This is a genomic window from Microcoleus sp., assembly GCF_041354475.1.
Lineage (GTDB): Bacteria > Cyanobacteriota > Cyanobacteriia > Cyanobacteriales > Microcoleaceae > Microcoleus.
In genome coordinates this window covers 22,562-37,937 of sequence record NZ_JBGJZU010000059.1, presented here as the reverse complement: position 1 = coordinate 37,937, position 15,376 = coordinate 22,562, and the positions used below count along the sequence as shown (strand labels likewise).

Sequence of the window (15,376 nt, the reverse complement as noted above, 5' to 3'; positions counted from 1 at the left end):
TGTGCAAGCGAGGCAGAGCAAGAGTGACATGGGTTCCCAGGCTCTTCCTAGGAACCAGTTAGAATTCCCTTCTTCGACACTCGTTACCAGGCTCTGCCTGGTAATGCAGATCCAGAGGCTCTGCCTCAATTTTCCTGTACAAGCGAGGCAGAGCAAGAGTGACATGGGTTCCCAGGCTCTTCCTAGGAACCAGTTAGAATTCCCTTCTTCGACACTCGTTACCAGGCTCTGCCTGGTAATGCAGATCCAGAGGCTCTGCCTCAATTTTCCTGTACAAGCGAGGCAGAGCAAGAGTGACATGGGTTCCCAGGCTCTTCCTAGGAACCAGTTAGAATTCCCTTCTTCGACACTCGTTACCAGGCTCTGCCTGGTAATGCAGATCCAGAGGCTCTGCCTCGATTTTCCTGTACAAGCGAGGCAGAGCAAGAGTGACATGGGTTCCCAGGCTCTTCCTAGGAACCAGTTAGAATTCCCTTCTTCGACACTCGTTACCAGGCTCTGCCTGGTAACGCAGATCCAGAGGCTCTGCCTCGCTTATACTTAGGAAAATCGAGGCAGAGCCTCTAGACATGGGTTCCCAGGCAGAGCCGGGGAACCAGTTAGAATGTAGGGGCGGTGCCCCCGTGCCCGCCCTCTAGCGATCGCACCGATAATGCAAAAACACCTCACCCCCCACCTGTTTTACCGCCAACAGCTCCAATTTGGGCGCTAAATCCGCTAAAAAACCCTTTCCCTCCACAGGTGTCGGTGCATCCGCGCCGCCCAAAATTAGCGGGCACACCGTCAGCCAGAGCTCGTCGATGAAGCCTACAGCGAGCACAGACGCGACGAGTTTTCCGCCTCCTAAAATTGCCAAACGTTCGATTCCGAGGGCTTCTAGTTGTTGAAAAGCATCAATCCAATCGATTTCTCTCTCGATAGTGTTGGCGATTAAAGTGCGATCGAACAGAGATGTTGCACCAATATCAAAAGTCAACCCCCCCCAACCCCCCCCAAGGGGGGAATATCCGAGAGGGATTGCTGTTTTCCTACAGTCATTTCCAGTTAGCAGCCAGCGGGGAACTGGTTGCTGGAAAAATCGCCAGTTGGGGTCAAATTCGCGCGATCGCGAACACACAATTTGCACCGGTTGTGGGGGCTTTCCTTGCAGTTTTCTTTGTTCGAGCAAATCGGGGGAAATTACTCTCATAGTGGTTCCATAGGCGCGTAAAGTGCCGTTGCCAAACAAAACTGCATCACTGTTTGCGACTTGTTTTTCGAGGTGGGATTTGTCGTTAGCTGAACCGAATCTGGCGGCGGTGAGGGCGGTATCTGTAATTTTGCCATCGGCACTCATTGCCAGTATTACTGTTGTGTGAATCATTCGATAACTTTCCGCATAATAGGCTCTCTCGGATGTTGGGTATAAAATGTAGCAAATAATACTAAATTCCTGAATAAGGAAAGCTGAAACCCTAGATTTTGCTAGCTCATAATCATTACTTATCACCATAATTACGAGAGAGCCGACTCATTTACCTAATTCCCTAATAAACGCTCGATCGCAATTGAAACATCGGGAAAAGCCAGGGGGTTAATATTACCGTGAGTCAGAGTTTCTCTGAATTGATAGCCTTCATCGGTAGGATCTCGAAACACGATTAATTCCATAGTTCGCAAATTGACAACCCAATACTCGGCAATCCCGGCTGCTGCGTAAATTTTGCTTTTAATTCCCAAGTCTTTAGTTAGGGTATAATTGGAGTATTCTATCAGCCAAAAGATGTTTTCTGGATAGGGATGATGTTCTCGATAATTTTGTCCCAAACGTTGAATTACAGCGATATCTGGTTCGGGTTCGGAGTTGTTAAGTGGCAAGGTAATCGGCTTACCTTGCCGCACTTTAGCCCGATCTCCCAGCAAGTACATTAGGTACTCTCCAGCCTCATCGCTACAGTAAGCATGAGATTCTCCTTCGGGAGCCATTTCGATGATTTCTCCACCTATTAGTTCAACTTTTCGCCCTTCCAGAATCCCGGCTTCAATGATGCGGTGGTAGTCTGCAACCGTCCATTTTACAGTTGTGACGCTCACGGCGATTACTCCTATGTTTTTATTGTTATTGTACAGGCGATCGCACATTTATCTCAAAGAGTTTTGCAAGTCAATACCGAGTAAAAAGTAATCTCCTGGGGCGAGTACATCGGTGATTTGGTTTAAGAAAATCTTGAATGTTTTTCTTAAATTATTGGCATGAAATTCACAGGCAAGAATGAATCCTTGCCGTAAATTGATGCTCAATTGTTGGTTGCTTGTAGACTCCGTTTATATTTTTCCGGCTCAGTTCTAAGTTCCACATGAAGGAAATCAATTCCCTCTTGTTCTAGTAATTCTAGTATAGCTAGATTTAAGTTTTTCTCAGCATCAAAGTAAAGATTGTCATCATTAACAAAAGCAACGACTTTAATGACTCTGGCATTATCTTCAATCTTGCTAAAACGAACTATTATTTCTTTCGATAAGCCCTTAATATTTGAGGGCATTTCTCGAAGAGCATCGCATATTCTGGCAGTTTGCTTTGCTGAAATACCATCAATTTTGAGAGTTAAACTAAGACCCCACTTTAATTCACTACCAGGATTTTGTGACCAATTTTCTACAATGCCAGAAATCATTTTAGAATTCGGTATTTTCATTATAGAACCCCACTGATATATATGCAGAGTTGTGGTTCTGAATCCGATATGGAGTATCTGCACAAAACCCTCTACTCCTGATATTCCCACCCAGTCACCTTCTCGATAGAGATTATCGGAGTAAATAATCAATGTACAAAACCAATCATAAACGATATCCTTCAACAGCAAACCAAAGGTGATACCAGCACCACCTAATAGACCAACCAATGCAGCGGCAGATTGGCCTAAAAATATCTCACTTATCTTGATTGCCAATACAATAATTGCTGCTGATTGAAAAATCTTTGGCATTAAAGGTCTGAGCAATTCATCAAGCTCAGTTTCAGTGTGTAGCACTACGTTGGCTATTACCTGACCCAAAATAGAAGAGCCTCGGTAAATAACATAAGCAACTATGAAAATGACTATATAGTTGAGCGTAGTACCGATTGTTTGGTTAAGTTGAGAACCTAAGTTTTCTGCTAGAATTTCTTTGCTAAGTGAAAATCCACCAATCAGAATCAGCCAACTTAAAGCAGGCTTGATAATTGCAATCAACTCATCATCAAGTGTCGTTTGGGTTTTTTTAGTAAAACGCTCAATGGTTTTAACAATGACTGAAACAAAAAATCTCCTTAATGTCTGTGTTAAGGTCAGGATAATGATAACAATAGCGATTTTGGCAATCGGTATGCCGGAGTAATTGATATTTTTTAGCGTGTCCCAAACTGCTTCCATAGGTTAATCAACGGGTAATTGAGTTTTTATACTTGACCAAGAAACTATTGGGAGAAATCCGCCTAAGTTATTTTTTTTTACTGGCGGAATGAATTGCTCCCGTTTAGCGAGTCAGTAATAAGTAATCAGAGATTACCAGACTTTAGGGCAAAAATATAAGAAATATATGAGATGGCCAAAATTTGGTTTTTGCGTAGTTTTGGTTTTTGCGTAGTTAGGGTAAACCTTCGCTACCTTTACCCCTGACTTCGCCACCTTCATCACCGTCCCTGAGCCACCGTCGCGGGTCCGGATCGTCGATCGCACTCTAGATGTGGGGCGAACTAGGTGGGGCTGACACCCCGGCTTTCTGGCGTCGCCTGGGGCGGCCAATTGAAGGTTGACGCACAGTGTCAACTTTTCTAACAATCATTGACATACGCTACTAGATGGGCTTGCGGATAATTTTCACCAGGACAATTGCTGTTGTTAGCAATTGTTGCTGTTACGATATAAGGGTTAGTCAACAGAGTAACTGACTTGGCGACTGCTATATTAAAATCAATCACGGAGGCGATCGCCAATTATCGATACTTGCCTAAAGTCTCAACAATTACCTGAGCCTAATCAGCACTGAGGACGATTCCAGCTAGCTATTTGCCCTGATAAGTTAAGAACAGTAAAAATTACTTGACTTATTACAGAGGTGTATCATGTTCGGACTTTCTATCTTGGCTATGTACGTGATGACTTTTTTGATACTGACTCAACCTATGAGTAGCGGTAGGACTCGCGACTGGTGGGTGGAAGTGGATACAGACTCAGGAAACCGCACTTATTACTTTGGTCCCTATCGAACTAAAGATGAAGCCGACAATAGCACGATCGGCTATATCAGAGACCTGGAGAGGAAAGGAGCTAAAAAAATTAGCATCGACATCAAACAAGGTCGTCAACCCAGCCAACTACAAACCAGCGAAGAGTAACACCAAAGGTTGAAGGCTAAAACATGAAGAGGTCGATCGATATAAATCCTGTCACATTGCGGGTTCACAAATATCCATAACTTCACATCTAGATATTTGTCAACCCGCCTAAATCCAAGAACAGGTTTGCATTCCTTCCTTGGTTCATCAGGTATCGGTGACGGCAGTTTTTTCAAAGCAGGCCTTGGTTTAAATGGCTGCGAGGATTAAAAGTACGATTTGCCTTGATTTTTTCATAACATTCCCGTTCTAGAGTGCTAATTTCTTTTGGCGGTACGATCGCAATTTTCACCAAAAGATCCGTTCGTTCCTCTTTGTTAGGTTTCGGCCATCCCTTACCCCGCAACCGCAAAGACTGTCCCGATCGCATTCCAGCAGGAAATTTTACCGTTATCATACCTTCGGGTGCCGGCACCTCAATCGACGCTCCCAAAACCGCTTCATCGGGAGTTATCGGCACTTCGCAAACCAAATTTTCTCCATCAAACTGGAAGAAAGGGTGAGGCAAAACTTCTACTTTCAAGTACAAATCTCCCTGCTGCTTCGTATAGGGATCGATTTGACCTTTGCCTTTCACCCGAATTTTGCTACCCGTTTTCACTCCCGCAGGAATCGAAACTTCCCCGCTGGCGACTTTCTTAGAAGTGCCGCGAAATGCTTCCCCCAAAGTCAGGGAAATACTGACTTCAGTGTTGAGAGAGGTTCCCGCCGCGCGGTTTTCGTACCCCGCAAAATCTTCAAATCCGCCAAAACCAGTGGGACCCCCTGCGGTAGTGCGGTAGTTGCTGTAATTCCACTTACCACTGTGGCCGGCACTAGCACCCGCGCCGCCACCCCGGCCGAGCAATGTATTAATAAATTCGTCAAAACTCCCGTACTGGCTGAAGTCCACGCCACCAAAGTCTGTAGGGCCGCCTCCCCCTGGTCCGCCCCCACCGGGCCAGCCCCCAGTCGTTGCAGCAGCTTGCTTCCAATATTGACCGTATTGGTCGTATTTTTTGCGTTTTTCTGGATCTGACAAAACTTCGTAGGCTTCGTTGACTTCTTTAAAACGAGCTTCGGCTTCCTTGTTCCCTGGGTTCATGTCCGGGTGATATTTCCGGGCTAGTTTGCGGAAAGTTTTTTTAATTTCATCTGCGCTGGTAGTTTTGTTGAGTCCCAAAATAGCGTAATAGTCTTTAAAGTCGGTTGCAGCCATTTACCAATCTCCTCTTTATTAGTTGTTACTTGTTAGTTTTTAGAAGCAATAAATCCTAGATTCACAGGATAGGCAATAATTTTGATGCTGGCGGTGAAAGTTCCCTGGGGCATCTCATCCAAATTATAGGTTATCAAATGTTTGGAGTCGATCGAGTGCGGTTGTTCCAAGCTTTACGTCCGCAATTTCCACACCTAGTCAGATTTGAGATGGGATATTTAAGATTTTAAATTAGGGAACTGTGTCATTACCGGCTGTGGGCATTTTGGCATGGTGGAGGCTATGCTAGGGATGTGGCTGTGGTAGCTGGGGTGATGTGCGCCCCGTTTACTCTCACGATCGCATCGAAGGACTCGATGACTACAAGGCGATCGTCTTCAGCGAGTCGGGGCGCGCGATCGTCTTTATCTATTTTGGGAGCGCTGAAAATTTTACCGAATAAATGGGTCTAAAGCCCCTTCTTCAGTAGCAGGATTTTCTTCCTTAAGTCGATCGATTAGATAGATTTAATTCAACAGCAAACTGCACATTTATGGAGTTTTTTGTTAACTAGAACACACACTTTCCAAAAAATTAAGATAGGATGGGATTTCAATAAATTATTCACACTACCAGGGTGACAAGATGATTAACTATTTGCTGGGCTGGCCTTGTGGCTGCTGCGACGATTGGAAGGATCTTTCCGAGAACTCGATTGTACTCAGAAGCGGGCAGCACATTTGTCAGTCTTGCTACGATCGCAAACTCCAGACTCAGAAGCTAGCGGCCAGACGCAAGAGAGCGAAGATTTCTGTATCACAGCCAACTGTTTTACAGACTTTGCCTCACTAATCGGCGATCGCCACAGAAGTTAGCAAGTAGGTTAGCAAAATTCGAGGGGCCATGGAGAGCGATGGTCAACAGCGATTTTCCATGGGGGCAATTATATAGAGCGATCGTTAGTCATTAGTCATTGCTCATCCCTCGCTGTTAATTATTCATTAATTCACAATCATTTATCATCAGTTATCGATCGGGTATGCCACAGATTTAAAATTCAATAACAAACTACTGAGAACTAATGAATAACTAATTATGAGTAAGAGCGAATGACTAATAACTAATAACTAAATGATTGTTCCATCGGGAATCGTAGCATTTTTCAGCACTACCACAATGCCGCTGCGGATGTAAAAACCTTCGCTTTCGCGATTGGCTTCTTCTACTCGGTCTTTATTAATGATTTGAACATTGCGGCCGATGCGGGCATTTTTATCCACAATCGCGCGGCGAATTGTGGTATCTGCACCGATGCCAAGGGCAACCCCACTATTTTCCAATGCTGAATGGCGTTCGGCATCGGGTTCGTAGAAGTCACAACCCATGACGAGGGTGTCTTGAATGGTACATCCGGCTTCAATGCGCGATCGAACTCCCAACACAGAATGGTCGATCCGGCACTGTTTGAGAATACACCCTTCGGCAATAATTGATTCAGTCACCCTAGAATCTAACAACTTAGTCGGTGGCAAGAAACGCGGGCGAGTGTAAATGGGAGCATTTTCATCGTAAAAACTGAAAGGAGGCTTAGGCTGTTTGGTCAGCGCCAAATTAGCATCATAAAAAGCCTCAATCGTTCCAATATCTTCCCAGTAATCGTCAAATAAATAAGCTTGAACGTTATGGTCTTTTGCCGATGCCGGAATAATCTCTTTACCAAAATCAGTTTGGTTTAGGGATTGTTTAAGAAGTTTAATCAAAACCTCTTTTTTGAAAACATAAATCCCCATCGAAGCAATGTAAGGACTTTCCTTGGCTTGTTCTGAGGTCAGTCCCAGTGTAGTGGTATCGACCTGCATTGCTTTGAGCGCATCGCCTTTTGGCTTTTCGCTAAAAGAAACAACCCGACCATTGTCGTCAATTTTCATCAAACCAAAATCCGATGCCCGCTTCTCATCCATGGGCAAAACGGAGAGGGTGATGTCAGCATTGGTTTGGCGGTGTCTCTCCACAAATTTGCGGTAGTCCATGCGATAGAGGTGGTCGCCGGAAAGAATCAAGTATTCGTCAACGTCCCACTCTTGTAGCAGCCACAGATACTGGCGAACTGCATCGGCTGTCCCTTGAAACCAGTCAGGGTTTTCCTGAGTTTGCTGGGCTGCGAGTACCTCGGCAAATCCGTCTGTGAAGCCGGAAAATTGGTAGGTACGAGCAATGTGGCGGTTCAGGGATGCCGAGTTGAATTGGGTAAGGACGTAGATTTTGAGTATTTCTGAGTTGATGCAATTGCTGACTGGAATATCGATGAGGCGATATTTGCCGGCAAGGGGAACCGCGGGTTTGGCGCGCAGTTTGGTTAGGGGGTAAAGGCGGGTGCCTACACCGCCACCGAGAATGATGGCTAATACTCTTTTCAAGGAACTTCCTCCAGGGGGCCGATGAACTCTCCAAGTCCAGTGTCTGATGGTGAGGACTTCTTGACAAGGGGGAAACTTTGGATTTTGGATTTTAGATTTTAGATTGGGGATTTTTGAGTTTAAATACTTATCACTAAATTGAATATATCTTCAAAAAGATCTTGTATTTTCTACCAAAAGTTAGATACCTCAGCAACCTCTGCTACATTAGCCTAAGCCATAGCAAGCTAGGAAAACTGTATGCAGATTCAAACGCCGGACTGGGTTAAACACGCCGTATTCTACCAAATATTCCCCGATCGCTTCGCCAAAAGCCAACAGCCCCGCCAGCGCCTGCTGCAAAACTTCATGTGGGAGGAGTGGCACGAAATTCCGACCCTGCAAGGCTACAAAGGTGGCGACTTGTGGGGCGTGATGGAACAGCTAGACTACTTGCAAGATTTAGGGATTAACGCCATTTACTTTACCCCGATTTTTCAATCGGCGAGCAATCACCGCTATCACACTCACGACTACTATCAAGTCGATCCGATGTTGGGCGGTAATCAGGCTTTTAAAGATCTTCTAGATGCTGCTCACGCTCGCAACATCAAAATCGTCCTCGACGGCGTATTTAATCACGCCAGTCGCGGGTTTTTCTTCTTCCACGACATCCTCGAAAACGGCTCCCACTCTCCCTGGTTGGATTGGTTTAAAATTGAAGGCTGGCCGCTAGCTCCCTACGATGGCAATTATCCGGCTAATTACACCGGTTGGGATGGCAATCGAGCGCTACCTGTATTCAATCACGACAATCCAGAAGTCCGGGAATATATCATGGAAATAGCCGAATACTGGATTAAGTTCGGCATTGACGGCTGGCGGCTAGATGTTCCTTTTGAAATTAAAGCGCCAGGATTTTGGCAGGAATTTCGAGACCGAGTGAAGGCGATTAATCCCGAAGCTTACATTGTGGGCGAAGTCTGGGAAGATGCGAGGGAATGGCTCGACGGTACCCAATTTGATGGGGTGATGAATTATCTGTTTGCTGGGCCCACTATTGCTTTTACAGCGGGCGATCGAGTAGATTTAGCTCAAATTGAAGGTCGTTCTTACCGTCCCTATCCGCCACTTTTTGCTCAGGAGTACGGCGAAAAAATTCAGCAGGTTTTAGAGTTGTATCCTTGGCCGATTCAGCTCACTCAACTCAATTTGTTAGCCAGTCACGATACCGCCCGGTTATTGTCCATTACCGGAGGCGACCAAAAAAGTGTTGAACTTGCTACCTTGTTGCTGTTAACTTTTCCCGGAGCTCCCAGCATTTATTACGGCGATGAAGTTGGTTTACCTGGTGCTCTCGACCCAGATTCCCGCCGCGGTTTTCCTATCAAATCAGATTGGAAACTCGATGTTTTAGATTACCACAAGCAATTGATAGCTTTGCGACAAAAATACTGTGCTCTCCGCACCGGAGGGTATGAAATTTTGTTTGCTCAGGGAACAGTTTATGTTTTTGCTAGAATCTTGGGGGATGAAGAAATTGTGGTTGCGGTGAATGTCGCCACAGAATCTGCACATATTAGCTTTGAGATGCAGGTAACAGAACCCGGACGAAGTTTCAAATATGCTGACCCGAAATTGCTGTTTGGTCAAGGTGAGTTTGTTTGGAAAGAGGAAGGGGAAGATCGGTATTTAGAATTGAGTCTGCCGGCGCGATCGGGCTTGATTTTAGGTTAAGCTAATTTAGCAAGCAGTGGCTAAATTAGTCTGGGACGCAACCATCTTAAGAATAGGGCAACCATCGGGGTTGCCCCTAAAAATGTTAATTGATTGCTTCTGGCTTGCGGAAAAATTGCTTTAAAATCTCTCCGGGTGCTCGGTCCCAAGTATCAATATGTTGGTAAATTAAGCCATCTTCATCCAGCTTGTAAGTAGAATAGCCGTTGAAAAAAATCCGTGCCTTCCAGGGAACCCGCAATACCCCGCGAACAGTCCAATTTGCCAAAATAGTATCCGAGGCTGTTTGGGTCACGTCGTGGAGGTCGAAGCAAATTTCGGTGAAAAATAGTTTACCGTGAAATCGCAGAGTCCAAAAGATAATTCGGTAGTTGATTTTTCCTTTAAATTTGTTAACCGGGTCTTGAAAATAAACATCTTTTCTGTAGATGTCATAGGAGATGTCTGTCTCAAAAAGGGTCGGGAGATCCGCTTTGAGTGTGTCTAGGGCTTGCGCTACCTGCTTTTGATATTCGATCGAACTCAAGATATCACCTTTTAACACGAAGGGTACTTAACGTTTATACTGGCATTGCCATCTCACCACCCAAATAGAGATTTGATGGATTACCCCCACTCCTCGGACATCATCGCAGAACTCAGCAGTGGCAAACTGTTGCTGGTAGATAGCCGTCGCCGGAACGGTCTAATTTTAATTAAACGTTTCCACGCGGAGTTTGCAGGGCCAGGGGCGGCCGTCGGGGGTGCTTTTGATGTTGACTCTCAGCAAGCAATTCCCGTAGGCGACTTTTGTTTGGTTTACCCTGAATCTCCCGAAGCAAGACAGAAAGCGTTTGGGATTCGGCGTCACTGGGTGCGGTTGACGGAACAGTTAACTGCTAAGCCGGAAGCTTTGGAACGCGCCCAAATGCTTTTAACTCAGTTTGAACAGTATTTTGATATCCAAACAGTGGCACAAATTCCCGATCGAGCTTTGGCACTTTTAATCGGTGTCTTCCCCCACACGATTGGCAAGGCACGACAGAGCCATCGTTAACAATGGTATGATTAATTTTGGTCATCTCATACCATTTATTAAGGTTTTTGTCAAGTCAATATCTGGGAAAGGCGATCGCAAGTTCGCTGATTTTCCTGGGGGCTACCTACCGTAATTCGCAAACCTCCCCCAGTATGGCGAATTAATGTTCCTTCAGCTTTTAGTTGCCCCATGATTTGTTTGTGTTGTTGTTCTGCTAGATTACGATTTTCGGCTTTCATCCGCAGGTAGACAAAGTTAGCTGCACTAGGCCAAATTTGCAATTGTTGATGCTGAGTGAGCGCTGCAATTAACTTAGCTCGTTCTGATATGGTTTCAGGGATTACTGCTAACAATAATTGGCGCTGGGCTAGGGCAAATTCTGCTGCTAATTGGGAGAAAGCTGGGAGGTTGTAGGGAAGGCGGATTTTTTCTAGGGCGGCGGTGAGTTCGGGATTGGCGATCGCATATCCGACTCTCATTGATGCCAATCTAAATGCTTTAGAAAATGTTCGCAAAATTATCCAATTCGGATGTTCTTGTAATTTTCCAGCTAAGGTGTTTTGGCTGAATTCAAAATAGGCTTCGTCAATTACTACTAAAATATCTTCGGGCAAAGTTGACAGCCATTCTATTTCATTGGTTGTCAAAGCATTGGCGGTGGGGGAATTGGGATGAACGACAAAGACGACGCGCACGGGGGGATTTTCGGTTTGGGCGTTAGCGCAGCCCTCGGAGAGGATCGCCCTTTTAGCCTCCTCGATATCCATTTCAAAAGTGTCTGGTTTTCGCGGCACACTCACCACGGGAATTCCCAGGGTTTGGGCGATGATTCCATACATCGAAAATGTGGGATTGGCAACCAGAATTGAGCCAACCGAACCCAAGCACGTCGCAATTAAGAGCGATCGAATTAATTCATCGGAACCGTTGCCGACAGAAATATTATCGGCTGTGATGGCAGTTTTTGGAGGTAGAACCCCCCCTAGCCCCCCCTTGCTAAGGGGGGGGACATGAAGCCCCTCCTTGCTAAGGGGGGGGACATGAAGCCCCTCCTTGCTAAGGGGGGGGACATGAAGCCCCCCCTTGCTAAGGGGGGGGACATGAAGCCCCCCCTTAGCAAAGGGGGGGACATGAATAGATTCAGCGATCGATTCGTTGACGTATTGGGCGATCGCCTCTTTCAGTGCTGCGTGGCCACCATCGGGATAGCGATTTGTCTCAATTAGCTGCTGATAATTCCAAGCTAACTTTTGTTTTAATTCCGCTGGTAAGTCGTAGGGACATTCGTTGGTATCTAGGCGATCGATCGCACTTTTCGACGCCACTGACTCTCCTGAAGCGGAACCCGGATGGGGAGTGTATGCCGTAAGTTGGGCTAAGTCTTTTCGGATAAAAGGTAGCATGGTATGATTTGCTAATGACTAATGACTACTGACTAATGACTACTGACTATTTTAATCGCGCCACAAAGCAATTCCGCCTAACAAACCAGTCACATTTGGCACTATTTTTACCTGAAATGGCAATTCAAAAATAATTTTTTTAGTATTACCACCGCCGAGGTATAAATAATCCAAACTAAACAGATTTTGCATGGAGACAATCGCCTTTTCCAGACGGCGATTCCATCTTTTCGTGCCCACTGTATCTAAAGCAAAACGTCCTAATTGCTGTTCGTAAGTTTCCCCTTTCCGAAATGGGTGATGTCCAAGTTCCAAATTAGGGACTAAAATACCATCAACAAATAAAGAAGAACCGAAACCTGTCCCCAGAGTCACTACTAACTCTACTCCGCTACCAGCAATTGCTCCCAATCCTTGAATGTCGGCATCATTAGCCACTCGCACTGGTTTGCCTAACCGATCTTTGAGAGTAGTTGCTAGGTCAAAATCTATCCAAGAGGGGTCTAAATTGACGGCGGTTTTAGTGATGCCGCGACGCACGACTCCGGGGAAACCAACGGATACTCTGTCAAATTCCCCTTGTCCCCCAGCTAAGGAGGCTATGGCTTCTAGTATCGGTTCTGGTTTTGGTGGTTGAGGGGTTTCTAAGCGACTGCGTTCCGTTTGGGGTTGGCCTTCATCGTCCAAAACCATCACTTTGATACCGCTGCCGCCAATGTCAACGGCTAAGGTGCGAGTCGATCGATCTTCTTGAGTCATTGGAGTATTGAGAGTTGCAAACTAATCAAATTTTAATTGAATTGGCAAAAATTTTGAATCGCTTCCCACATTTCTGCTAGAAAATTTCCCAAGGAATGGTCGTCTTCTAGTTCGATTAATTGCACCCAGGGACGGTTAGCGGCAAAATTTATGCTAGCCTGAATCGGTATGATTGTATCATGCAGACCGTGGATAATTAACGTAGGCACTGACCGTATTAATTTTTCTTCAGGGTATTGAGCCATATCTTCCACAAATTGATAATTCAGTGGCAGATAACGCTGTTCGCCGTAGTGGTAAACCGGTAAATATTTCTCTGACTGCCACTTTTGTAACTGTTCCTGTCCCAATTGCGGCAGCCAGTGGGAGAGAAAGTCAAAAGCCGGTGCTAACAAAACTATTTGTTTTACCGATAGTTGTCGTTGGGCCAACCAAGCTGCTGTCAGCCCGCCAAAACTAGAACCAATGATGGTGACTTCACTAGCATTTTTGACATTTTCTGCCACTGGCTGAAGTGTTTGGGGCGACAAAAATGCTGTTTCTATTTGGTGTAATTGCCTGGTGAGGGTGAGATTGGAAAAATCTTGGTGATTGAGATCGGGAGTTTTTAGGTCAATTGCTAGGGAAGAAAAGCGATCGCGGAAATATTTGGCCTTTAGGGAATCGGGACTGGAAGCAAATCCGTGTAAATAAATGTAACTCGAATTGTTGTGGAGATTCATTCAGCAGTTTTTGTTAAAGTGAATAATAAATATCAATTATAACACCGAAAACCAAGACTTCTTTAAGAAGTCTTGGTTCTCAGAAACCTAGATTGAGATGGGAGTATTACTGGGGTTTGGCGCCGTTTTGCATCCTGTTTTTAGCTGTTTCACGGCGCTGCTTCATCAGTTCAGCTAATTGGGTGCGCTGTGCTGGCGTGAGGATGTCTCGCATTGCCAGCGTACTTTCAAGTCTTACATCATCCAACTGCTTTTTTAATCCGCTTATTTGGGTATTTTTATCGCGGATCTGGCTGGCAGTAGCAGTGCCACTCATCATCGTTTGCAATTCTTGTCTGGCTTGACGCACAGCTTGCATTCGCTGGGAAATTTGGTCTTTATAGCGATCGCGAACTGCCTGCATTTTCTGTTTTTGGTCGGCACTTAAATTAAGCTTCTCGAACATCGCACCTTCCTTACCACCAGGTCGATTTGGTCGCTGATTTTGGGCAATAGTTTCTGCGGGTAGGGGATTGGGAACTGCGATGGCGGCGGTGGCGCTACCGAGGGTCAGCATTAACAGGGCTAGGGTAGAAATACGACGCATTGACATGAAAATTACCTCTTTAAGATTAGTTAGTTGTGGGCTGTTCGCTGTCAGCAGGAATCTGAAAATTAAACCAGTCTATTTGTGAGCTATCGCTCATATTATCCGCGCGAGAATCATGCAACACATCTTCCCAATTATTTACTAGAAATGCTTCTAGGTGTGCACCCTCATCCGGGTTAAATTGTGCGGGGATTAGCAGGCGATAGCCAGACCCAAAAAGTATCAGCATCCCGGCAATTGCCCCAGGGAAAGCCCACTGGGAGAAACCTGGAACAATTGACCTGTTTTTAGATACAATTGAACGGATTTTTTTCCGGTATATTTGCTGGTTTTCTGTCTGCTCATTCCTTTCTATTGTTGCTAACAGCTTTAACTCTAAATCGGGTGCAGCTTCTGGACAATTTGGGCGATGTTGCTTCAAGAAATTAACTAACTTTTGGTCGCTGCTTGGGTTGTTCATAGCTCGCTGACACCTTCTTTTTGCAAAAATTGCCGCACAGCATTTCGGGCATAAAACACGCGAGATTTGACAGTTCCTGTCGGTAGTCCCAAAATTTGGGCTACTTCTTTTTGCGGGATGTCTTCTAAGTCATGTAGCACCAAAACGCTGCGGTGTTCAAAGCTCAATTGCTGTAATCCCCGCTGCACTAAATCTTGATAGTGCAACTGCATCAATTCTGAAGTATGTTCTTTGACAACAACTAAATTGATTTCTGCTTGATTTTTGAGTTCGGCATCAAAAGAATGTTGTTTAGCAAATGCTTGTCTTTGGTCAGAAGCTACATTCCAAGTGATTCGATAAAGCCAAGTAGAAAAGTTCTCTTGGTGTTTGAGTTTGGGTAATCCTTTCCAGACTCGCAGGAATACTTCTTGCGTTAAGTCGTCAAGCAGGGATGGCCCGCAAAGTTGGTAAAGGGTTGACCTGACTTTGTGTTGGTAGCGTTGGTAAAGGTGGCGAAAGGAAGTACGATCGCCCTTTAAGCATTCAGCAACTAAGTCTGAGTCGGAACAGTTATCGATTAAAACATTGGCTGACACACCTAACACCTGTGAAGTATCCCTCACCAGTTCGTTATCTGAGGGGTTTAGACAGGACAGGTTCAAAAAAGGTTCAAAGGATTTAAAATTAATTTTTTTAACTGATATAACTGGTTCCCAGGCTCTGCCTGGGAACCGATATCTAGAGGCTCTGCCTCCCTGGGGAAACAGGAGGCA

The 15,376-nt window shown here is 45.3% G+C and carries 17 protein-coding genes; 5 read left to right on the top strand and 12 right to left on the bottom strand.

The window, feature by feature from the left end; genetic code table 11:
* Positions 1 to 634: 634 nt before the first annotated feature.
* From ACBR23_RS20310 to ACBR23_RS20300, 3 genes are all read right to left on the bottom strand, one after another.
* Positions 635 to 1,363 carry a RibD family protein gene (locus ACBR23_RS20310; RefSeq protein ID WP_371116731.1) on the bottom strand — a complete coding sequence of 243 codons (729 nt, stop codon included), beginning with the start codon at positions 1,361 to 1,363 and terminating at the stop codon, positions 635 to 637.
* A 155-nt stretch (positions 1,364 to 1,518) separates the two neighbouring features.
* A complete protein-coding gene (locus ACBR23_RS20305; protein ID WP_341737122.1) occupies positions 1,519 to 2,073 on the bottom strand; it encodes a Uma2 family endonuclease in 555 nt (184 codons plus the stop codon).
* Positions 2,074 to 2,276: 203 nt separating this feature from the next.
* Entirely contained in the window at positions 2,277 to 3,395 is a 1,119-nt protein-coding gene (locus tag ACBR23_RS20300) for a mechanosensitive ion channel family protein (RefSeq protein WP_371116730.1), read from the bottom strand.
* Between the two features lie 692 nt (positions 3,396 to 4,087).
* On the opposite strand from ACBR23_RS20300, the gene ACBR23_RS20295 reads away from it, so the two are divergent.
* The gene (locus ACBR23_RS20295; RefSeq protein ID WP_371116729.1) at positions 4,088 to 4,360 is read left to right on the top strand and encodes a DUF1816 domain-containing protein; all 273 of its coding nucleotides are present in this window, start codon (positions 4,088 to 4,090) and stop codon (positions 4,358 to 4,360) included.
* Positions 4,361 to 4,532: 172 nt separating this feature from the next.
* Here the strand turns inward: ACBR23_RS20295 and ACBR23_RS20290 are convergent, their stop codons facing one another.
* Positions 4,533 to 5,558: a DnaJ C-terminal domain-containing protein gene (locus ACBR23_RS20290; RefSeq protein WP_371116728.1), complete on the bottom strand. Its 1,026-nt coding sequence runs from the start codon at positions 5,556 to 5,558 to the stop codon at positions 4,533 to 4,535.
* Positions 5,559 to 5,874: 316 nt separating this feature from the next.
* Here ACBR23_RS20290 and ACBR23_RS20285 point away from each other — a divergent pair, with 316 nt between their 5' ends.
* Complete coding sequence (locus ACBR23_RS20285) at positions 5,875 to 6,000, top strand: hypothetical protein (RefSeq protein ID WP_341737127.1); 126 nt, start codon at positions 5,875 to 5,877, stop codon at positions 5,998 to 6,000.
* Between the two features lie 226 nt (positions 6,001 to 6,226).
* Positions 6,227 to 6,412 (top strand): hypothetical protein, encoded by a 186-nt coding sequence (locus tag ACBR23_RS20280; RefSeq protein WP_371116727.1) that lies wholly within the window; start codon positions 6,227 to 6,229, stop codon positions 6,410 to 6,412.
* A gap of 252 nt (positions 6,413 to 6,664) precedes the next feature.
* Here ACBR23_RS20280 and ACBR23_RS20275 read toward each other — a convergent pair whose 3' ends face one another.
* On the bottom strand, positions 6,665 to 7,954 hold the full coding sequence (locus tag ACBR23_RS20275; protein ID WP_371116726.1) for a glucose-1-phosphate adenylyltransferase: 1,290 nt from the start codon (positions 7,952 to 7,954) through the stop codon (positions 6,665 to 6,667).
* Between the two features lie 240 nt (positions 7,955 to 8,194).
* Between ACBR23_RS20275 and ACBR23_RS20270 the strand changes: the two genes are divergently transcribed.
* Complete coding sequence (locus ACBR23_RS20270) at positions 8,195 to 9,670, top strand: alpha-amylase family glycosyl hydrolase (RefSeq protein WP_371116725.1); 1,476 nt, start codon at positions 8,195 to 8,197, stop codon at positions 9,668 to 9,670.
* An 85-nt stretch (positions 9,671 to 9,755) separates the two neighbouring features.
* Here ACBR23_RS20270 and ACBR23_RS20265 read toward each other — a convergent pair whose 3' ends face one another.
* Entirely contained in the window at positions 9,756 to 10,196 is a 441-nt protein-coding gene (locus ACBR23_RS20265) for a DUF2358 domain-containing protein (RefSeq protein ID WP_371120340.1), read from the bottom strand.
* A gap of 75 nt (positions 10,197 to 10,271) precedes the next feature.
* Here ACBR23_RS20265 and ACBR23_RS20260 point away from each other — a divergent pair, with 75 nt between their 5' ends.
* On the top strand, positions 10,272 to 10,706 hold the full coding sequence (locus tag ACBR23_RS20260; RefSeq protein ID WP_371120339.1) for a hypothetical protein: 435 nt from the start codon (positions 10,272 to 10,274) through the stop codon (positions 10,704 to 10,706).
* A gap of 50 nt (positions 10,707 to 10,756) precedes the next feature.
* Here ACBR23_RS20260 and ACBR23_RS20255 read toward each other — a convergent pair whose 3' ends face one another.
* The 6 genes from ACBR23_RS20255 to ACBR23_RS20230 form a co-directional block, all read right to left on the bottom strand.
* Entirely contained in the window at positions 10,757 to 12,091 is a 1,335-nt protein-coding gene (locus tag ACBR23_RS20255; protein ID WP_371120338.1) for a histidinol-phosphate transaminase, read from the bottom strand.
* Positions 12,092 to 12,142: 51 nt separating this feature from the next.
* Positions 12,143 to 12,850, bottom strand: a complete 708-nt coding sequence (locus ACBR23_RS20250) for an ROK family protein (RefSeq protein WP_371116722.1) — start codon at positions 12,848 to 12,850, stop codon at positions 12,143 to 12,145.
* Between the two features lie 32 nt (positions 12,851 to 12,882).
* Positions 12,883 to 13,572 (bottom strand): YqiA/YcfP family alpha/beta fold hydrolase, encoded by a 690-nt coding sequence (locus ACBR23_RS20245; RefSeq protein ID WP_371116721.1) that lies wholly within the window; start codon positions 13,570 to 13,572, stop codon positions 12,883 to 12,885.
* 106 nt (positions 13,573 to 13,678) lie between these two features.
* Complete coding sequence (locus ACBR23_RS20240) at positions 13,679 to 14,164, bottom strand: Spy/CpxP family protein refolding chaperone (RefSeq protein WP_341737136.1); 486 nt, start codon at positions 14,162 to 14,164, stop codon at positions 13,679 to 13,681.
* Between the two features lie 19 nt (positions 14,165 to 14,183).
* On the bottom strand, positions 14,184 to 14,621 hold the full coding sequence (locus ACBR23_RS20235; RefSeq protein WP_371116720.1) for a hypothetical protein: 438 nt from the start codon (positions 14,619 to 14,621) through the stop codon (positions 14,184 to 14,186).
* Positions 14,618 to 15,208 (bottom strand): sigma-70 family RNA polymerase sigma factor, encoded by a 591-nt coding sequence (locus tag ACBR23_RS20230; protein ID WP_371116736.1) that lies wholly within the window; start codon positions 15,206 to 15,208, stop codon positions 14,618 to 14,620. The genes ACBR23_RS20235 and ACBR23_RS20230 overlap by 4 nt, the downstream gene beginning before the upstream one ends.
* Positions 15,209 to 15,376 lie beyond the last annotated feature (168 nt).